The organism is Pseudomonas khavaziana (genome assembly GCF_019145205.1).
In the GTDB taxonomy this organism is placed as follows: domain Bacteria; phylum Pseudomonadota; class Gammaproteobacteria; order Pseudomonadales; family Pseudomonadaceae; genus Aquipseudomonas; species Aquipseudomonas khavaziana.
Genome location: NZ_JAHSTT010000002.1, coordinates 92,120 through 110,979 on the forward strand (window position 1 = coordinate 92,120; position 18,860 = coordinate 110,979).

Annotated in this window: 17 protein-coding genes and 1 pseudogene; 10 read left to right on the forward strand and 8 right to left on the reverse strand. The window is 60.6% G+C overall.

Going from position 1 to position 18,860, the window contains the following annotated elements:
- Window positions 1-17: 17 nt before the first annotated feature.
- Window positions 18-836 carry a shikimate dehydrogenase gene (gene aroE, locus KVH01_RS04945; protein WP_217880657.1) on the reverse strand — a complete coding sequence of 273 codons (819 nt, stop codon included), beginning with the start codon at window positions 834-836 and terminating at the stop codon, window positions 18-20.
- Window positions 836-1,768, reverse strand: coding sequence for an oxygen-dependent coproporphyrinogen oxidase (gene hemF / locus KVH01_RS04950; protein WP_217880658.1), 933 nt, complete (start codon window positions 1,766-1,768; stop codon window positions 836-838). The genes aroE and hemF overlap by 1 nt, the downstream gene beginning before the upstream one ends.
- A 160-nt stretch (window positions 1,769-1,928) precedes the next feature.
- Here hemF and KVH01_RS04955 point away from each other — a divergent pair, with 160 nt between their 5' ends.
- On the forward strand, window positions 1,929-2,906 hold the full coding sequence (locus KVH01_RS04955; protein ID WP_043048266.1) for an NADPH:quinone reductase: 978 nt from the start codon (window positions 1,929-1,931) through the stop codon (window positions 2,904-2,906).
- 105 nt (window positions 2,907-3,011) lie between these two features.
- Here the strand turns inward: KVH01_RS04955 and KVH01_RS04960 are convergent, their stop codons facing one another.
- From KVH01_RS04960 to KVH01_RS04970, 3 genes are all read right to left on the reverse strand, one after another.
- The gene (locus KVH01_RS04960) at window positions 3,012-3,569 is read right to left on the reverse strand and encodes an L-threonylcarbamoyladenylate synthase (RefSeq protein WP_217880659.1); all 558 of its coding nucleotides are present in this window, start codon (window positions 3,567-3,569) and stop codon (window positions 3,012-3,014) included.
- Between the two features lie 75 nt (window positions 3,570-3,644).
- Window positions 3,645-4,748: a DNA-processing protein DprA gene (gene dprA, locus KVH01_RS04965; protein ID WP_217880660.1), complete on the reverse strand. Its 1,104-nt coding sequence runs from the start codon at window positions 4,746-4,748 to the stop codon at window positions 3,645-3,647.
- Between the two features lie 63 nt (window positions 4,749-4,811).
- Window positions 4,812-5,576, reverse strand: a complete 765-nt coding sequence (locus KVH01_RS04970) for a peptidoglycan-binding protein (protein ID WP_217880661.1) — start codon at window positions 5,574-5,576, stop codon at window positions 4,812-4,814.
- 135 nt (window positions 5,577-5,711) lie between these two features.
- On the opposite strand from KVH01_RS04970, the gene def reads away from it, so the two are divergent.
- The 5 genes from def (at window position 5,712) to KVH01_RS04995 (ending at window position 10,274) form a co-directional block, all read left to right on the forward strand.
- The gene (gene def / locus KVH01_RS04975) at window positions 5,712-6,218 is read left to right on the forward strand and encodes a peptide deformylase (protein WP_034116599.1); all 507 of its coding nucleotides are present in this window, start codon (window positions 5,712-5,714) and stop codon (window positions 6,216-6,218) included.
- A 69-nt stretch (window positions 6,219-6,287) separates the two neighbouring features.
- The gene (gene fmt / locus KVH01_RS04980; protein WP_217880662.1) at window positions 6,288-7,241 is read left to right on the forward strand and encodes a methionyl-tRNA formyltransferase; all 954 of its coding nucleotides are present in this window, start codon (window positions 6,288-6,290) and stop codon (window positions 7,239-7,241) included.
- A complete protein-coding gene (gene rsmB, locus KVH01_RS04985) occupies window positions 7,238-8,548 on the forward strand; it encodes a 16S rRNA (cytosine(967)-C(5))-methyltransferase RsmB (protein ID WP_217880663.1) in 1,311 nt (436 codons plus the stop codon). Before fmt ends, rsmB begins: the two co-directional genes overlap by 4 nt.
- 22 nt (window positions 8,549-8,570) lie before the next feature.
- Window positions 8,571-9,944, forward strand: a complete 1,374-nt coding sequence (gene trkA, locus KVH01_RS04990; protein ID WP_043048258.1) for a Trk system potassium transporter TrkA — start codon at window positions 8,571-8,573, stop codon at window positions 9,942-9,944.
- Window positions 9,945-9,962: 18 nt separating this feature from the next.
- Window positions 9,963-10,274: a hypothetical protein gene (locus tag KVH01_RS04995; RefSeq protein ID WP_217880664.1), complete on the forward strand. Its 312-nt coding sequence runs from the start codon at window positions 9,963-9,965 to the stop codon at window positions 10,272-10,274.
- 131 nt (window positions 10,275-10,405) lie between these two features.
- Here KVH01_RS04995 and KVH01_RS05000 read toward each other — a convergent pair whose 3' ends face one another.
- Complete coding sequence (locus tag KVH01_RS05000; RefSeq protein WP_014716285.1) at window positions 10,406-11,293, reverse strand: lysophospholipid acyltransferase; 888 nt, start codon at window positions 11,291-11,293, stop codon at window positions 10,406-10,408.
- 40 nt (window positions 11,294-11,333) lie between these two features.
- A complete protein-coding gene (locus tag KVH01_RS05005; protein WP_217880665.1) occupies window positions 11,334-11,891 on the reverse strand; it encodes a DNA-3-methyladenine glycosylase I in 558 nt (185 codons plus the stop codon).
- 81 nt (window positions 11,892-11,972) lie between these two features.
- On the opposite strand from KVH01_RS05005, the gene glyQ reads away from it, so the two are divergent.
- From glyQ to KVH01_RS05025, 4 genes are all read left to right on the forward strand, one after another.
- Window positions 11,973-12,926 carry a glycine--tRNA ligase subunit alpha gene (gene glyQ / locus KVH01_RS05010; protein ID WP_003187265.1) on the forward strand — a complete coding sequence of 318 codons (954 nt, stop codon included), beginning with the start codon at window positions 11,973-11,975 and terminating at the stop codon, window positions 12,924-12,926.
- Window positions 12,923-14,977: a glycine--tRNA ligase subunit beta gene (gene glyS / locus KVH01_RS05015; RefSeq protein ID WP_217880666.1), complete on the forward strand. Its 2,055-nt coding sequence runs from the start codon at window positions 12,923-12,925 to the stop codon at window positions 14,975-14,977. Before glyQ ends, glyS begins: the two co-directional genes overlap by 4 nt.
- Window positions 14,977-15,516, forward strand: a complete 540-nt coding sequence (gmhB, locus tag KVH01_RS05020; protein WP_200893568.1) for a D-glycero-beta-D-manno-heptose 1,7-bisphosphate 7-phosphatase — start codon at window positions 14,977-14,979, stop codon at window positions 15,514-15,516. The genes glyS and gmhB overlap by 1 nt, the downstream gene beginning before the upstream one ends.
- Before the next feature lie 82 nt (window positions 15,517-15,598).
- On the forward strand, window positions 15,599-16,369 hold the full coding sequence (locus KVH01_RS05025) for a lysophospholipid acyltransferase family protein (protein ID WP_217880983.1): 771 nt from the start codon (window positions 15,599-15,601) through the stop codon (window positions 16,367-16,369).
- Between the two features lie 188 nt (window positions 16,370-16,557).
- Here the strand turns inward: KVH01_RS05025 and KVH01_RS05030 are convergent.
- A pseudogene (locus KVH01_RS05030) lies at window positions 16,558-18,828 on the reverse strand (CHASE2 domain-containing protein); the annotation flags it as partial.
- Between the last annotated feature and the right edge of the window lie 32 nt (window positions 18,829-18,860).

The following is an 18,860-nucleotide window of genomic DNA, read 5'->3' on the forward strand; positions in this document are numbered from 1 at the left end:
CCACATTTAGATCTGTATCAGGCCAATTGACGGCGCAGTTCGGCCAGTACCGGCGCCGAATCCGGGCGCACGCCGCGCCACAGGAAGAAGGCTTCGGCCGCCTGTTCCACCAGCATGCCCAGGCCATCCATTGCCACCACTGCGCCGTGTTCCGTGGCCCAACGGCAAAACGCGGTGGGTTCCTTGGCGTACATCATGTCGTAGCAGAACGTCTTGCCCGGTTCGATCAGGCTGCCGGCAATCGGCGGTACATCGCCTGCCAGGCTGGCCGAGGTAGCGTTGATGATCACATCCACCGGCTCACGCAACCAGTCGAAACCACTGGCAGACACCGGGCCCAGGTCATCGAACAGCTCAGCGAGCAACTCGGCCTTTTCCACGGTGCGGTTGGCAATGATCAAGGATGAGGGTTGCTGCGCCAGCAACGGCTCCAGTGCACCGCGCACCGCACCGCCGGCACCCAGCAACAGGATGCGCTTGCCGTGCAGGTTAAGCCCTGCGTTCACCGTCAGATCGCGCACCAGGCCGGCGCCATCAGTGTTGTCGCCCAGCAATGTGCCGTCAGCCAATTTGCTCAGGGTGTTCACCGCCCCGGCGCGCTGGGCACGCTCGGTTAAGGTGTTGGCCAGACGGCAGGCTTCTTCCTTGAAGGGTACGGTGACGTTGGCGCCACGGCCCTGTTGGAAAAACTCACGGGCGCAATGGGTGAAATCCTCCAACGGCGCGAGCAAAGTGCTGTAGTCCAGTTGTTCGCCGGTCTGCTCGGCGAACATACGGTGAATCAGCGGCGATTTGCTATGGCCGATGGGGTTGCCGAACACGACATACCGATCCATCACACCGCCGCCTTGGGCGCGACGACGCCGAGCCAATCGCGGTCTTGCAGGAAATAGTCGGTAAGGCGCGCTTCTTCGCTGCCGACCTCGGCCTTCCAGTCATAGCTCCAACGTACCTGGGGTGGCAGCGACATCAGGATCGACTCGGTGCGCCCACCCGATTGCAGGCCAAACAAGGTGCCACGGTCATAGACCAGGTTGAACTCAACGTAGCGGCCGCGGCGGAACTCCTGGAACTGGCGCTGCTGCTCGGTATAGGCCATGGCCTTGCGGCGCTGCACAATCGGCAGGTAAGCGTCGATATAGGCATCGCCGATAGCACGAATGAAGGCAAAGCAGGTGTCGAAGCCCCATTCGTTCAAGTCATCGAAGAACAGGCCACCGATGCCACGGGGCTCATTGCGATGCTTGATGTGAAAGTAGGTGTCGCACCAGGCTTTGTAACGCGGATAGACGTCCGGGCCAAACGGCGCACAGGCCTGCTCGGCCACGCGGTGCCAGTGGACGCAGTCTTCTTCATTGCCATAGTACGGGGTCAGGTCAAAGCCGCCACCAAACCACCACACCGGTTCTTCGCCGTCTTTTTCTGCGATGAAAAAGCGCACGTTGGCGTGGGAAGTCGGTACATGCGGGTTGTGCGGATGGATCACCAACGACACGCCCAGGGCTTCGAAGCCGCGACCGGCCAGCTCAGGGCGATGGGCGCTGGCCGACGGTGGCAGGCCACTGCCAAACACGTGGGAAAAGTTGACGCCGCCTTTTTCAATCACCGTACCGTTCTCGATCACACGGGTGCGACCGCCACCACCGGCAGGCCGGGTCCAGGCGTCTTCGATAAAGCGAGTGTCCGTCTCGAAGGTTTCCAGGGCGCTGCAAATGCGATCTTGCAGGTCAAGCAGATAGGCTTTAACAGCCTCGGTGCGGGTAGTCATGGCATCACCTTGAATCGGGCAAAGCTACGCGAGGCCACTGGGCGTCGGCGGCAAATGGGCGCACAGGATACCACTGCATTCCATTGCATCGCAGTTGACGAAGATCAAGCTTAGGAGTGGGATAGGGGGCTACGCGAATGCAACCTCAGGAGAAGTGCAGATGGCCAAACGTATCCAGTTCAGCGCCCATGGCGGCCCCGAAGTTCTCGAATATGTGGACTACACGCCGGCGGAGCCTGGCCCGCAGCAGGTTCGCGTGCGTAACGAGGCGATCGGCCTGAACTTCATCGATACCTATTTCCGCAGTGGCCTCTACGCACCGCCCGCCCTGCCATCGGGCCTGGGCGCGGAAGGCGCCGGTGTGGTGGATGCCGTTGGCAGTGAAGTTACCCAGTTCAAGGTCGGCGACCGCGTTGCCTACGGCAGCGGCCCGCTGGGAGCCTACAGCGAGTTACATGTGCTGCCCGCAGCCAACCTGGTGCACTTGCCGGAGGACATCAGCTTTGAACAGGCCGCCGGCGCCATGCTCAAGGGCCTGACCGTGCAGTACCTGCTGCGCCAGACCTACGAGCTGAAAGGCGGCGAGACTATCCTGTTTCACGCCGCTGCCGGTGGCGTCGGTTCCCTGGCCTGCCAGTGGGCCAAGGCCCTGGGGGTGAAATTGATTGGTACGGTCAGCTCCCCGGAAAAGGCCGCCCTGGCCAAATCCCTCGGTGCCTGGGAAACCATCGACTACAGCAAGGAAAATGTCGCACAACGCGTGCTGGAATTAACTGACGGCAAGAAGTGCCCAGTGGTGTACGACGGCGTCGGCAAGGACACCTGGCTGACCTCCCTGGACAGCACGGCGCCAAGGGGTTTGGTCGTCAGCTTCGGCAACGCTTCAGGCGCGGTGGATGGTGTGAACCTGGGCATCCTGTCGGCCAAGGGCTCGCTGTACGTGACGCGGCCGACGCTGGCGACCTATGCCAGCAACCCGCAGGCCTTGCAGGCGATGGCCGATGACCTGTTTTCGATGATCAAGAGCGGCAAGGTGCGGATTGATATCAACCAGCGGTTTTCGTTGGCGGATGCAGCCAAGGCGCAGACGGAGTTGTCGGGGCGCCGTACGACCGGCTCAACAATCCTGTTGCCTTAAGCGAGTCATCCCGGGCAAGCCCACTTCCACATTTGATCTGCGTCCGTCATGACAACGCGGTCAAATTATGGGAGGGGGCTTGCCCGCGATGGCCGCACCTCGGTCTTAGGAGGGCCGCACAACATCCCCGGTTACCAGGTCACGAATCAGGCTCGGGTTCTTGCGCCCACCCAGGGCGCCACCCAATACCAGATCCAGTTGCCCGCGGAAATACTGTTCCACGCGAATCCGCGTGCGTGCCGCCGGACGCCCCTGAGGATTGGCCGACGTGGAAATCAGCGGCCCGACCTGCGCGCACAAATCCCGCACCAGCGGGTGGTCCGTGACCCGCAAGGCCACCGTGTCATGCAAGCCTGTGACCCATTCCGGCAGCAAGTCCTGATGGGGCACCAGCCAGGTGTTAGGACCAGGCCAGGTGCTGGCCATGCGTTCGATCCAGGTGTCCGGGAAGTCTTCAAACAGAAAGTCGAACTGACGGATATTGTCCGCCACCAGGATCAGACCCTTGTCCACTGACCGGTTCTTGATCGCCAGCAGCCGATCCACCGCTTCTTCATTCCACGGGTCGCAGCCCAGGCCCCAGACCGCTTCGGTCGGATAGGCAATCACCGCGCCTGCGCGAATTTCTCGTGCGGCTTCCAGCACACGCCACCTGTTGACCATTGTTTACTCTCCGAACTAAAGCTCTGGGCAGTTTACCGATCTTCGTTACAAAACCTAGCTTCAAAGAACTGACGGCTACAAAAGCTGGCAACGCGCAAGCCAGCGTCCGCTTTCACAGGTCACCTGGCCTTCCAACTCCAGTTCCGTAAGGGTTGCCAGCACCTGGGACAACGGTCGGCCGCTGGCAATCGCCAGGGCTTCGCTGCTATGCGGCGCCGCATGCAGCAGCGCCACCAATGGGTGGATAACCGGAAGCGGCGCGGGACGCGACACCGCTTGCCAACCGCGCAAGCCTTCCAGAATGTGTTCGATGGTTTCCACCAGCACTGCGCCATCGCGAATCAGCTGATGACAGCCCTTGGCTCCGGGATGATGGATGGAGCCCGGGATCGCATACACCTCACGCCCTTGTTCCGCCGCCAGCCGTGCGGTGATCAGCGAACCGCTGGCCATGCTGGCTTCCACCACCAGGACGCCCAGCGAGAGCCCGCTGATAATCCGATTGCGCCGTGGGAAATTGCCGGCCTGAGGCGGCGCATCCAGCGCAAACTCGGAAACCACCGCGCTGCCCTGGGCAATCATCGCCGCCGCGAGCTTGCGATGGCGCTGTGGATAAAAATTTTCCAGGCCAGTACCGAGCACGCCGATTGTATGGCCGCCCACATCCAGTGCCGCCTGATGCGCCGCGCCGTCTATACCCAATGCGAGACCGCTGGTGATGACAAAACCGGCGCTCGCCAGGCTGCGGGAAAACGCAGCGGCCGTGTCCATTCCAGGGCGCGAGGCCCGCCTACTACCGACCATGGCCAACTGGGGTTTTTCCAGAATGCCAGGATTGCCCGCGACAAATAACAGCGGCGGCGCGTCATCGATCTGGGCGAGCAGTGCAGGGTATTCAGGCTGGTCCCACATCAGCAAATGCTGGGCCGGGTGGCCCAGCCAAGCCAATGTCTCACTGGCACCATCACGGATTTGCGGGCTACGTCGGGCATCGGCACTGATGGTGGGCAAGCCGAGGGAACGCCAGGCACTGGCAGGCGCACTGATGGCCTTGGAGGCGCAGCCGAAGGCATCGATCAACGTATGAAAACGCTTCGGGCCCAGTTCCGGCAGCCTGTGCAAGCGTAGCCGGGCTTCCAGCTCTGCCGGAGAAATTTCACTACTGTTTATCGGATTCATTTGATCATCCTTGACCGGAACAAGCTGTGGATAACTCTGTTGGTAACTTATTTAGCAGGCTATTTATTGTGATTGTTGAGGCGTCTCAAAACGGTCTTTTATCGCCAGGGCGCGTGAAGCACTGAGCACCAGGGCATAACTGAGCTTTTCATAGGTGCGAAAGACCTGCAGGGTGCCGGCCCGCTCATCAGGAAGTCGGGTCGGCACGCCGGTAAGGGCGTCTCGCACAGTGGCGCCAGTCTTGATCACCGTGAGCAATTGGCCCTCCACCAGGCCATCGCGACGTCCCTTGTTCAGGGTCACGGCATCCAGCACGCCGAACTGAGTGATGCCCCTGGGAATATCGATAATGTGCCCTTCGATGAAGGGTGCTGATTTGCCTGCTTGCAGGTTGGCCAGCTCGACAGGCGGTTCGGCACGGAGCAAACGGTCGCCCGGGCGGATTTCCTGGGTAACCCTTTGCACCGCCAAGGTGGTGAGGTTGTCGGCGAGCAAAAAGCGTGCAGTGCCGATGTCATTGGCATTGATGCCCAGTAGCTCCTGGGTGTCGGGGTCGATGTAGGCCTTGCCCTGACGAAAGATCCCGTAGCTGGGCTGGGCCGGGTCCAGGCTACCGCGAGCATGTATACGCTCGCCGTTGGCGCCCAGCACACGACCGCCTTGTACCGCGACTATGTAAGGTGCGTTGTCCAGGTCCTGGGGTGAATCGAGAATCCGGTTATGCAGCAGGAAGTGCTGGATGGCCTGCCCCAGGCGCTCGGTGGGCTGTGCAATCAGTGCCGTGGCAAGCGGGGCCCATAGCAGCAAGACGAGTAGCGATTTCCTCATGGGGTCAATCTCCTTTATTATGTGCGTTCGCGTGAAATGTCATGGCCTTCGCGGCTTCCGAGCGTTTCACACCGGCCGTGTGGGTCCATCCCACCGCCGATTGGTCTCTACCTCACATGTGCAGCAATTACGCTTATGGCTATTTTGAACATCCTCGAATTTCCCGACTCGCGCCTGCGCACGATCGCCAAGCCGGTGGCCGTAGTGGACGACAAGGTTCGTCAGTTGGTCGATGACATGTTTGAAACAATGTATGAAGCCCCGGGCATCGGCCTCGCCGCCACCCAGGTCAACGTGCATCTGCGCGTCGTGGTCATGGACCTGTCGGAAGATCGCAGCGAACCTCGGGTATACATCAACCCCGAGTTCGAACCGCTGACCGACGAGATGGGCGAATACCAGGAAGGCTGCCTGTCGGTGCCGGAGTTCTACGAGAACGTCGAACGCCCGCTGCGCGTGAAGATCAAGGCCCTGGACCGTGATGGCAAACCGTTCGAGCTGGTTGCCGAAGGCCTGTTGGCGGTGTGCATCCAGCATGAATGCGACCACCTCAACGGCAAGCTGTTTGTCGATTACCTGTCCACGCTCAAGCGTGACCGGATCAAGAAGAAGCTGGAAAAAAAGCATCGCCAGCAAGCTTGATACCCTTCTTCCAAAGGCTTGCTGCGGCAAGCCTTTTTCTTTTGTGACTGCTTTTAACCGAGAACGCCCATGACCGAGCCATTGCGCATTGTTTTTGCCGGCACCCCTGAATTCGCCGCCGAACACCTCAAGGCACTGCTTGCCAGCCCTTATGACATCGTCGCGGTGTACACCCAGCCGGATCGCCCGGCCGGTCGCGGGCAAAAACTGATGCCGAGCCCGGTCAAGCAATTGGCGCTGGAGCACAATATCCCAGTGCTGCAGCCACCGACCCTGCGTAATGCCGAGGCCCAGGCCGAAATGGCTGCGCTGAAGCCGGACCTGCTGGTGGTGGTGGCCTACGGCTTGATCCTGCCCCAGGCGGTGCTGGATATCCCGCGCCTGGGTTGCATCAACAGCCATGCCTCGCTGTTGCCACGCTGGCGTGGTGCGGCGCCTATCCAGCGCGCCGTGGAAGCGGGTGATGGGGAAAGCGGTGTGACCGTGATGCGCATGGAGGCGGGTTTGGACACCGGCCCGATGCTGCTCAAGGTCACCACGCCCATCACCGCCCAAGACACCGGCGGCAGCCTGCATGACCGTCTGGCCGAACTCGGCCCGCCTGCCGTGATCCAGGCCATCGGCGGCCTCGCGGCGGGCACCCTGGAAGGCGAAGTACAGGACGACAGCCTGGCCACGTACGCCCACAAGTTGAACAAGGACGAAGCGCGCATCGACTGGAGCCGCCCCGCCGCGGAGCTGGAGCGTCTGGTGCGTGCGTTCAACCCGTGGCCGATCTGCCACAGCAGCCTCAACGGCGAAGCCTTGAAAATACTCGCCGCATCCTTGTCCGACGGCAAAGGCACTCCCGGCCAGATCATCGGCGCCAGCAAAGATGGTCTGCTGGTGGCTTGTGGTGAACAGGCGCTGTGTCTGACTCGCCTGCAATTGCCCGGCGGCAAAGCGCTGAACTTCAGCGATTTGTTCAACAGTCGGCGTGAGAAATTTGCCCTGGGCACCCTCCTTGGGGTGGCCGCTCAATGAACCCGCGTCTGGCCGCCGCCAAGGCTCTCGCTGCTGTCCTCAACGGCAAGGCTTCGCTGAACAGCTCCCTGCCAACCCAGCTGGATAAAGTCGAAGACCGCGACCGCGGCTTCACCCAGGACCTGGCCTTTGGCACCGCCCGTTGGCAGCCACGGTTGTCGGCGCTGGCGGCCAAGCTGCTGCAAAAGCCGTTCAAGGCCGCGGACGCCGACGTCGAGGCGCTGTTGCTGGTGGGTCTCTACCAGTTGCTCTATACCCGAGTGCCAGCCCACGCCGCCATTGGGGAAACCGTCGGTTGCGCCGATAAGCTGAAAAAGCCGTGGGCCAAGGCCCTGCTCAATGCCGTGTTGCGCCGCGCCCAGCGCGAGAGCGAAGCGCTGCTGGCCGAGCTGGAACATGATCCGGTGGTGCGCACCGCCCATCCGCGCTGGCTGCAAAAGTCCCTGAAAGCCTTTTGGCCTGAGCAATGGGAAGCCATCTGCGTAGCCAACAACGCGCACCCGCCGATGATCCTGCGGGTCAACCGTCGTCACCACAGCCGTGATGCGTATCTGCAGTTGCTGGTCGACGCTGGCATCAACGCCACACCCTGCGTGTACAGCACCGACGGCATCGTGCTCGAAGCCGCCACCGATGTGCGCAGCCTGCCGGGTTTTGCTGACGGTTGGATCAGCGTGCAGGACGAGGCCGCGCAATTGGCCGGCGACTTGCTCGACCTGGCGCCCGGCCAACGTGTACTCGACGCCTGTTGTGCGCCTGGCGGTAAGACGTGCCACATCCTTGAAGTCGAAAAAGACCTGGCCGGTGTAGTGGCCGTGGATCTTGAAGCCAAGCGCCTTGTACGCGTACGAGAAAACCTCGCACGCCTGGGCTTGAGCGCCGAGCTGATTGCCGCCGATGGCCGCGACACCGGCACTTGGTGGGACGGCAAGCCGTTCCAGCGCATCTTGCTGGACGCGCCGTGCTCGGCCACCGGGGTCATACGCCGGCACCCGGACATCAAGCTGACCCGCCAGCCCGACGACATCGCCGCCCTGGCGGTGCTGCAAGGCGAACTGCTCGACGCGCTGTGGCCGACCCTGGAGGTCGGCGGCATCCTGCTTTACGCCACCTGCTCCACCTTGCCCACCGAGAATACCGAGGTCATCGCAGCCTTCCTCGCCCGCACCAGCGGCGCGCGTGAGCTTGATCTCGCGACCACCGCAGGCATCAAGCAGCCTCACGGTCGCCAACTGCTCGCGCAGGAAGGTGGGCACGATGGCTTCTACTACGCCAAACTGATCAAGATCGCCGCCGCGCGCGGCTGAATGGTTTTAAGGGAGTGACCGGATGAAAATCATCATCCTTGGGGCAGGGCAGGTCGGTGGCACGCTGGCCGAACATCTGGCCGGTGAAGCCAACGACATCACCATCGTCGACACCGATGCCGAGCGCCTGCGCAACCTGGGCGACCGCCTGGACATCCGCACGGTGCAAGGCCGCGCATCGTTTCCGACGGTGCTGCGTCAGGCGGGCGCCGACGATGCCGACATGCTGGTCGCAGTGACCAACAGCGACGAAACCAACATGGTCGCCTGCCAGGTGGCCCACACCTTGTTCCATACCCCGACCAAGATCGCCCGTGTGCGCGAGGCGGCCTACCTGACCCGTGCCGGCCTGTTCGATAACGATGCCATTCCCGTCGACGTACTGATCAGCCCGGAACAGGTGGTGACCCACTACATCAAGCGCCTGATCGAAATTCCGGGCGCCTTGCAGGTGATCGACTTCGCCGAAGGCAAGGCACAATTGGTGGCAGTGAAGGCTTACTACGGTGGGCCGTTGGTGGGCCAGCAATTGCGCCAGCTGCGCGAACACATGCCAAATGTGGAAACCCGCGTAGCGGCGATTTTCCGCCGTGACCGGCCGATCCTGCCCCAGGGCGATACGGTGATCGAGGCCGACGACGAGGTCTTTTTCATCGCCGCCAAAGCGAATATTCGCGCTGTCATGAGCGAAATGCGCAGGCTCGATGAAAGCTACAAACGCATTGTCATCGCTGGCGGCGGGCAAATTGGCGAACGTCTGGCCGAGGCCATCGAAAGCCGCTACCAGGTGAAGATCATCGAGATGAGCCCGGCGCGTTGCCGGCATTTGTCCGACACCCTCGACAGCACCGTCGTACTGCAAGGCAGCGCCTCGGACCGCGACCTGCTGATGGAAGAGAACATCGCCGACGCCGACATTTTCCTGGCCCTGACCAACGATGACGAAGCCAACATCATGTCGTCGCTACTGGCCAAGCGGCTGGGGGCGAAGAAGGTGATGACTATCATCAACAACCCGGCCTACGTCGACCTGATCCAGGGCGGCGATATCGATATCGCCATCAGCCCGCAGCTGGCCACCATCGGCACCTTGCTCGCCCACGTGCGCCGTGGCGATATCGTCAGCGTGCACTCATTGCGCCGGGGCGCGGCGGAAGCCATCGAGGCGATTGCCCACGGCGACTCGAAGTCGAGCAAGGTGATCGGCAAGGCCATTCGCGATATCGGCTTGCCGCCTGGCACGACCATAGGCGCAATTATTCGTGATGAAGAAGTGATCATTGCCCACGACGACACGGTGATCGCCACCGGTGACCATGTGATTCTGTTCCTTGTGGATAAAAAACATATCCGCGACGTGGAGAAACTGTTCCACGTGGGCTTGAGCTTTTTCTGATCAGACGGAGTGGCCGACATGCTCGAATCCCTGGAAAAAATGCACGCCAAGGGTGTGGATAATTCGCTGCTGCGCTTTGGGTTGGGCAAGGGTTATCTGGACTTGAAGGACAATGCCAAGGCGGCCGAGCATCTAGCCAAGTGCGTCGAGTTCGATCCGAAGTATTCGGCAGCGTGGAAGCTGTTGGGTAAGGCGCAGCAAGGGTTGGGTGATAACGCCGCAGCACGACAGGCTTGGGAGAAGGGCATCGAAGCGGCCCAGGCCCATGGCGACAAACAAGCCGAAAAAGAGATGACCGTGTTCCTGAAAAAACTCGACCGCCAGGCTTAGGCAGATCCAAATGTGGGAGGGGGCTTGCTCCCGATAGCAGTGTGTCAGTCAATGCATGTTGACTGAACCTCCGCTATCGGTAGCAAGCCCCCTCCCACATTAGTTTTGCATCGACTTTAAGTCAGGTGTAATCAGTACCACCGCGCCTCACCCGGCGGGCGCTTCTTGAAGCGCTTCATGCTCCACATGTACTGGCTCGGGTAGGCGCCGACATAGCGCTCCACCACCTTGCTCATCGCCGCGCAGGAGGTGGCGGTGTCTGTGCTGTACATGTCTTCCGGCGCCGCTTCCAGGATCACCTTGTAGCCCGAGCCGTCCGGCAGGCGCAGGGCATGCAGGAATACGCCCACCGCCTTGTGGCCGGCGAGCATGTTCGGCACGAATTTGCTGGTGAGTGCCTGGGTGGCAAAGAACGGTACGAAGATGCCGGCCGACTCAGCCGGCTCCGGGTCGGCAGGAATGCCCACCTGGCCGCCTTTGCGCACTTCCTTGATCACGCTGAGAATACCTTCCTTGGTCGACGCCGCCACGCGGTTGCCCAGTTGCACACGCTGTTTGCGCAACAATTCGTCCACTGCCTTGAGCTTGGGCGGGCGATAGAAAATGATCGGCTTGCACTGGCTGCAATAGAAATGGTTCAACACTTCCCAGTTGCCCAGGTGGCTGGTGATCCCCACTACGCCTTTGCCGGAGGCCAGGGCTTCGTGCAGCACCTCAAGGCCCTCGACTTCACGGACCAGGTCGATGGAACGCTGCGCCGGCCAGATCCACGCACAGGCGCTTTCGGTGAGGGATTTGCCGATGTCCATCAGGCTACGGCCCACCAGGCGCTCGCGCTCGGCCGGGTCCATGTCCGGGAAGCATTTGGAGAGGTTGATCCGCACCGTGTCGCGGGAACGATTGGGGGTTTTCCACATGATCCAGCCGATGCCCGTGCCGACGGCCTGTACGGCGCGCCAGGGCAGCAGGGCAAACAACCGGAGAGCGCCTACCAGCAAGGCGCCTTTAAACTTTTCCACAGGTCACTCCTGATCGTGTGTGGTGCGCAAAGCCGGCATTCTAACCGGCGTTGGCCAAGTCCGCGTAGCGGTCGCAGTCCTGGGTGTGGTCCATGACCATGCCCGAGGCCTGCATGAAGGCGTAGCAGATGGTCGGGCCGACGAAGGTGAAGCCGGCTTTTTTCAAGGCGCGGCTCATGGCTTCGGCCTCGGCGGTAATCGCCGGGACTTCGCTGCGATCCATGAAATGATTGACCTTGGGTTTACCGCCGACAAACGACCAGAGCAGACCCACCGGATCCTCCAACGCCAGCCAGGCGGCGGCATTGCGCCGAGTGGCGTTGAGCTTCAAGCGATTGCGCACGATGCCTGGATCCTGCATCAACACCTCGATCTCGTCATCGCTCAGTTGCGCCAGACGCTGCGCATCAAAGCCAAACAACACCTTTCGATAATGCTCGCGTTTGCGTAAAACGGTGATCCAGGACAGGCCTGCCTGGAACCCTTCGAGCAAAAGCAACTCGAACAAACCCTGTGCATCGCGCAGCGGCGTTCCCCACTCCTGATCGTGATAAGCCATGTACAGCGGATCTTCAGAACACCAAAAGCAGCGTGGCATAAGGCTCCAGGGAGTGGTGGCAGGGCCGAATCGGGTATACTCCCGCTCTTTAAATCGCAGCCCAAGTAACAGGTGAATTTCGTGAGCCAGCCTACGCCAGCCGTGCGTACCTTCCAAGACTTGATCCTCGCCCTCCAGCAATACTGGGCCGAGCAAGGTTGTGTGGTACTTCAGCCCTACGATATGGAAGTAGGCGCCGGCACTTTCCACACCGCCACATTCCTGCGGGCCATCGGCCCGGAAACCTGGAACGCCGCTTATGTGCAGCCCAGTCGTCGCCCGACTGACGGCCGCTACGGCGAAAACCCGAACCGTCTGCAGCACTACTACCAGTTCCAGGTGGTATTGAAGCCCAACCCGGATAATTTCCAGGAACTGTACCTGGGCTCGCTGAAACATGTCGGCCTGGACCCACTGGTGCACGACATCCGTTTTGTCGAAGACAACTGGGAATCGCCAACCCTGGGCGCCTGGGGCCTGGGCTGGGAAGTCTGGCTCAATGGCATGGAAGTGACGCAGTTCACCTACTTCCAGCAAGCCGGCGGCATCGAGTGCTACCCGGTTACCGGCGAAATCACCTACGGCCTGGAGCGCCTGGCCATGTACCTGCAAGGCGTGGATTCGGTCTACGACCTGGTGTGGGCTGACGGCCCGTTCGGCAAAGTCACCTACGGCGACGTGTTCCATCAGAACGAAGTGGAGCAGTCCACTTATAACTTCGAGCACGCCAACGTCGACAAGCTGTTCGAACTGTTCGACTTCTATGAAAGCGAAGCCAAGCGCCTGATCGAACTCGACCAGCCGCTGCCGTTGCCAAGCTATGAAATGGTGTTGAAGGCGTCCCATACCTTCAACCTGCTGGACGCCCGCCGTGCCATCTCGGTAACTGCGCGTCAGCAATACATCCTGCGTGTACGCACCCTGGCGCGTTCCGTCGCCCAAGCCTACCTGCTGGCTCGCGCCAAGCTGGGCTTCCCGATGGCAACCCCGGATTTGCGTGATGAAGTGTTGGCTAAGCTGGAGGCTGCACAATGAGTGCTCAAGATTTCCTGGTTGAACTGGGCACCGAAGAGCTGCCACCCAAGGCGCTCAATACCCTGTCCGATGCGTTCCTGGCCGGTATCGAAAAAGGCCTGCAGACCGCCGGCCTGAAGTTTGAAGCCAAGAAAGTCTACGCCGCGCCACGTCGCCTGGCAGTGCTGCTGACCGCGCTGGAAACCCAGCAGCCGGATCGCAGCATCAACCTCGACGGCCCACCGCGCCAGGCGGCTTTCGATGCCGAAGGCAACCCGACCCAGGCCGCCCTTGGCTTTGCCAAGAAATGTGGCGTAGATCTGAGCGAGATCGACCAGAGCGGTCCAAAACTGCGTTTCAGCCAGGTCATCACCGGCAAGCCGACCGCCAGCCTGTTGCCGACCATCGTTGAAGACTCCCTGAACGACCTGCCCATCCCCAAGCGCATGCGCTGGGGTGCGCGCAAGGAAGAGTTCGTGCGTCCGACCCAATGGCTGGTGATGCTGCTCGGCGATCAGGTCATCGACTGCACCATCCTCGCCCAAAAGGCCGGTCGTGATTCCCGTGGGCACCGCTTCCACCATCCAGAAAGCGTGCGTATCACCTCACCGGCCAACTACCTCAACGACCTGCGCGCTGCTTATGTGCTGGCCGATGCCAATGAGCGTCGCGAGCTGATCAGCAAGCGCACCGAAGAGCTGGCGCGCCTGCAGGAAGGCACCGCCATCGTGCCGCCAAGCTTGCTGGACGAAGTGACCGCCTTGGTGGAATGGCCGGTGCCGCTGGTGTGCTCGTTCGAAGAGCGTTTCCTTGAGGTGCCGCAAGAAGCGTTGATCACCACCATGCAGGACAACCAGAAGTATTTCTGCCTGCTCGACGCGGACGGCAAGTTGCTGCCGCGTTTTATCACCGTGGCCAACATCGAAAGCAAGGACCCGCTGCAGATCATCGCCGGTAACGAAAAAGTCGTTCGCCCGCGCCTGACCGACGCCGAGTTCTTCTTCAAGCAAGACAAGAAGCAGAAGCTCGAAGACTTCAACCTGCGCCTGCAGAACGTGGTGTTCCAGGAAAAACTCGGCAGTGTCTACGACAAGGCCGCACGGGTTTCCAAACTGGCGGCGTACATTGCCCCGCGCATTGGCGGCGACCCGGCCTGGGCCGCACGTGCCGGCTTGCTGTCCAAGTGCGACCTGGCCACCGAGATGGTCGGCGAGTTCCCCGAGATGCAAGGCGTTGCCGGTTACTACTACGCCCTCAACGACGGTGAGCCGCAAGAAGTCGCCCTGGCCCTGAACGAGCAGTACATGCCGCGCGGTGCCGGTGCAGAGCTGCCGACCACCCTGACCGGTGCGGCAGTGGCGATTGCCGACAAGTTGGATACGTTGGTTGGCATCTTCGGCATCGGCATGCTGCCCACCGGTAGCAAAGACCCCTATGCCCTGCGTCGTGCGGCCTTGGGCGTACTGCGCATCCTGATCGACAAGAAGCTGGACCTCGACCTGACCCAGGCCGTGGTGTTCGCCGTCGGCCAGTTCGGCGCCAAGGTCAAGCAAGCCGGCCTGGCCGAGCAAGTGCTGGAGTTCGTGTTCGACCGCCTGCGTGCGCGTTACGAAGACGAAGGCGTGGACGTTTCCGTCTACCTGTCGGTGCGTGCCTTGCAACCGGGTTCGGCCCTGGACTTCGACCAGCGTGTACAAGCCGTACAGGCATTCCGCAAGCTGCCGGAAGCTGATGCCCTGGCCGCCGTGAACAAGCGCGTGTCGAACCTGCTGAGCAAGGCCGACAACCTCGGCAATGCCGAAGTCGACCCTGGCCTGTTTGCCGACGCCAAGGAGTTCTCGCTGAACTCGGCCATTGCCAAGGCCGAAAACGCCGTGAAGCCGCTGATCGCCGAGCGTAACTACGCTGAAGCGTTGGCGCGCCTGGCGTCGTTGCGTGAGCCGGTGGATGCGTTCTTCGAAGCAGTGATGATCAATGCCGACGATGCCGGCGTGCGGAAAAACCGCTACGCCATGCTCGCGCGCCTGCGTGGCCTGTTCATCAATATCGCTGACATTTCCGTACTGGGCTGATCATGTTGAAACTGCTGATTCTCGATCGGGACGGGGTGATCAACTACGACTCCGACGCTTACATCAAGTCGGTGGATGAGTGGATCCCACTGCCCGGCTCGATCGAGGCCATCGCGCAGTTGAGCAAAGCTGGCTGGACGGTGGCCATTGCCACCAACCAGTCCGGCATCGCCCGTGGTTACTACAACATTCCTACCCTGGAGGCCATGCATGCGCGTATGCGCAGGTTGGTGGCTGAGCAGGGGGGCGAGGTAGGGCTGGTGGTGTACTGCCCCCACGGGCCGGATGAGGGCTGCGATTGCCGCAAGCCCAAGCCTGGCATGTTGAAAATCATTGCAGAACATTACAAGGTGCCGTTAGCTGGGATATGGTTCGTCGGGGACAGCCTCGGTGACCTGGAGGCGGCCAAGGCCGTCGACTCTCAGCCAGTTTTGGTTAAGACCGGAAAGGGCGAGAAGACCCAGGTGAAAAACCTGCCGGTAGGCACCTTGATTTTTGACGATCTGGCGGCCGTTGCCGCAGAACTTATCAACAACTAGCCGCCCTCGACTTCCTGACCAAGGATTGTTCGGGAGTGCGCTTTTAACAGGCGGGCCGTGTCCCGCAACGGTAAATGCCGCCATGTCGATCTTGCAGGCCATCAGAACCTTTTTCTTTTACCTGCTGCTGGGCACCAGTTCGTTTCTCTGGTGCACCCTGAGCTTTTTTATCGCACCGTTCCTGCCTTTCAAGGCGCGCTATCGTTTCATCAACGTTTATTGGTGCCGCTGCGCGTTGTGGCTGAGTAAGGTATTCCTCAATATCCGTTTCGAGATCAAGGGCGCTGAAAACGTCCCGGAGCAGCCCTGTGTGATTCTGTCGAACCACCAGAGCACCTGGGAGACGTTCTTCCTCTCGGCCTATTTCTCGCCACTGAGCCAGGTGCTCAAGCGCGAGCTGCTATATGTGCCGTTCTTCGGCTGGGCCATGGCTATGCTCCGGCCGATCGCCATCGACCGCGACAACCCCAAGGCAGCGCTCAAGCATGTCGCCAAGAAGGGAGATGAGCTGCTCAAGGATGGCGTGTGGGTACTGATTTTCCCGGAAGGCACACGGGTGCCCTTCGGTACGGTGGGCAAGTTCTCACGTGGCGGTACCGCACTGGCGGTCAATGCCAACTTGCCTGTGTTGCCGATTGCGCATAACGCCGGCAAGTTCTGGCCCAAGACCGGCTGGGCCAAACGCGCAGGAACCATCACCGTGGTAATCGGCGAACCGATGTACGCAGAAGGCGAAGGGCCACGCGCCATTGCCGCACTGAACGACCGCGCAGCGGCTTGGAATGAAGCGCAACAGAGGGCCATGGGCTCCTTGCCTCCTGAACCCATAGTGGTAGAGACACCAGTGGTTTGAGCATCTGTGGATAAGCTGTGTACGCTTTGTTGGCGAATTGACTGTTTTACTCGATAAGCAGCTGATTTAATTGCATATTTCTGGACCTCATAAAACCAGGAAAAACGTGCATAAGTTTTTTCTTCATAAAAAAACCGGTCCTTGTGACCGGTTTTTATGCACAACAGAAAAGGGTGCTTTTCAGTCGCCAATTGGGGCAGTTGCAATATGAATGTTGAGCCTTTGCCCAGCTCACTTTCACAAGTAATGCGCCCGCCGTGTCGTTCTATGACGGCTTTAACCATCGTCAGACCCAGTCCAAGACCGTCGCTGCCTTGGGCGGAATCGAAGCGCCGGTATTGACTGAACAGCTCCGGTAAATCCTTAGGAGCAATTCCTGGCCCCTGGTCGCTGATACGGCACTCCAACCAACCCTGCTCGCTGGCATGCTTGAGTCTCACGGTAGTACCAGATGGCGAATATTTGATCGCGTTCTCCAGCACATTGAACAACGCCCGGGTGAGCAGTGATTGGTCGGCGTAGACCATGGCCTCGTCGGCTTCATCCAAGTCGTGGACCAAATGGATGCCCTTGAGTTGTGCAATCACTGCCACTTGATCAAAGGCGTCCATCACCAGCATGGCGAACAAGGTCGGTTGGAACTGATAACCGTCAGCCTCAGCCTTGGCCAATTGCACAAAGGATTCGGTAAGGCTCAAGGCCCGGCGGACCTGCTGCTCTATCTGGGCAAAGACAGGAGATTCGCCGTTATGCACGTCCAGCAGGGCGAGGATTGCCGAATGTGGTGCACGCAGGTCATGGGAAAGGAAACGCAACATGGTCTCGCGGTGCTGCTGGGCTTCGCGCTCTTTGCTTAGATCCGTCAGGCTCAGCAACCAGCCGAGGGCAAAATCACCTTCGGCGGGAAGCAAAGGTGCAAGCTCCATGCGCAGACTACGTTGGTGGATGTCGCGGAACTCCACCAGTTCCAACGCTGACAGGGCAGGGCGTACGCCGTTGTGCAGCGGGGGATACCCCAAATCGGCGAGTTGTTCGACGAGGTTTTCGCCGACCATGTCATTGCCGAATACGTCACGGGCCACACGGTTGGCCAACAGAATATTGCCCTGGGGATCGGTGATCAGCGTCGCGACCGGCAGGCATTCGAGTCCGTCGGCCATAAAGCGCCGTGTATCTCGCGTGCGGCTGACGGCTTGCTCAAGGGCAAAGATCCTTCCCTGCAGTACGTCGCCCTTACTGGCAGGCGCACGGCGACGTTCAGGAAGCACCTTCGGTTCGTTATCCAGACGGGCCAATTCCCAGCCAAAGTAGGCGAGGATCACGCTCAAGCGTCGCCAGTTCCAGATCAGATAACTGAGCAACAAACCAATCAAGCAAGCCGCAGGGGACCACCAGTGTCCCAGGCGTAACAAGGCCCACGACCCCAGCAACGCGGCGGCCATGCCTGCCAACGTCATCCACAGGGCGTAACGTGGGCGATAAAGCAAAAGACCCAACAGCAGCGTTACCAGTGATGTTGCCAACAACGCTGCCAGCCATCCGGGCAAGTCGACAATGCTGCGGCCCTGCAATAAGCCATTGAGCACGTCGGCTTGGATCTCCACACCAGCTGTAGTACCAACCGTGGAGGAGAGCGGCGTCACGAAACGATCAGCCATTCCGTAGGCTGTGGCACCTATCAGAATCAGCCGGCCACGCAGCGACTCTGGAGGTACTTCACCGCGTAACACGCTGACATAGGAGACACTGGGAAAGTGCTCGGCCTCAGAGGTGAATGGAACACGAATCTCATGCTCCTGATGCCATCGCACATTGCTGGGCGCGTGAGAAAATCCAGGCATGGTCGGGGCTTGCCCACTCAACGTGAATGCCAGCCAGGCCAATTGTGGAAGCGTACTTCCGGGGGGGCCTTCGCGCAGATACACACTGCGCACCACACCGTCGTTATCCGCCTCGACGTTGATATGCCCGACACCCTTGGCGCATTTGAGCAATGGCGATAACGGCTCTTGCGGCGGGCTCGGGCTCCCGCTGCTATCACCAATGATAGGCAGCAATACATTCCCGGCTTCACACACGGCGTCGGCCAATCGCTGGCCATCGGCGTCCTTGCCGGACTCACTGAAAATGACATCAAACAGAATGGCCGCAGGCTGGGCGGCACTCAGGCGTCCGATCAGGTCGGCATGCACGCTACGCGGCCAAGGCCATGGGCCGAGTGCTTCAAGGCTGGGGGCGTCAATGGTCACCAGCAGGATCCGTGGATCTACCGGCAAAGGTGCCAGCCGACGCAAGCTATCGTAGAGGGGGTTATTGAGGGCCAAGCCTGGGCTCAGGGACAAGTACACGGTGAAGGGCAGCAGTACCAAGCCGATCAGCAGCCATTCCCGCACCAGCCCATGAAACAACAGCTGTGCTCGGGTAGGTTGGCGTTTCTCGGCTTTGCGCCATAGTTTCACAGGGCTACCGCCGCACTTAGACAAAAGCGAAG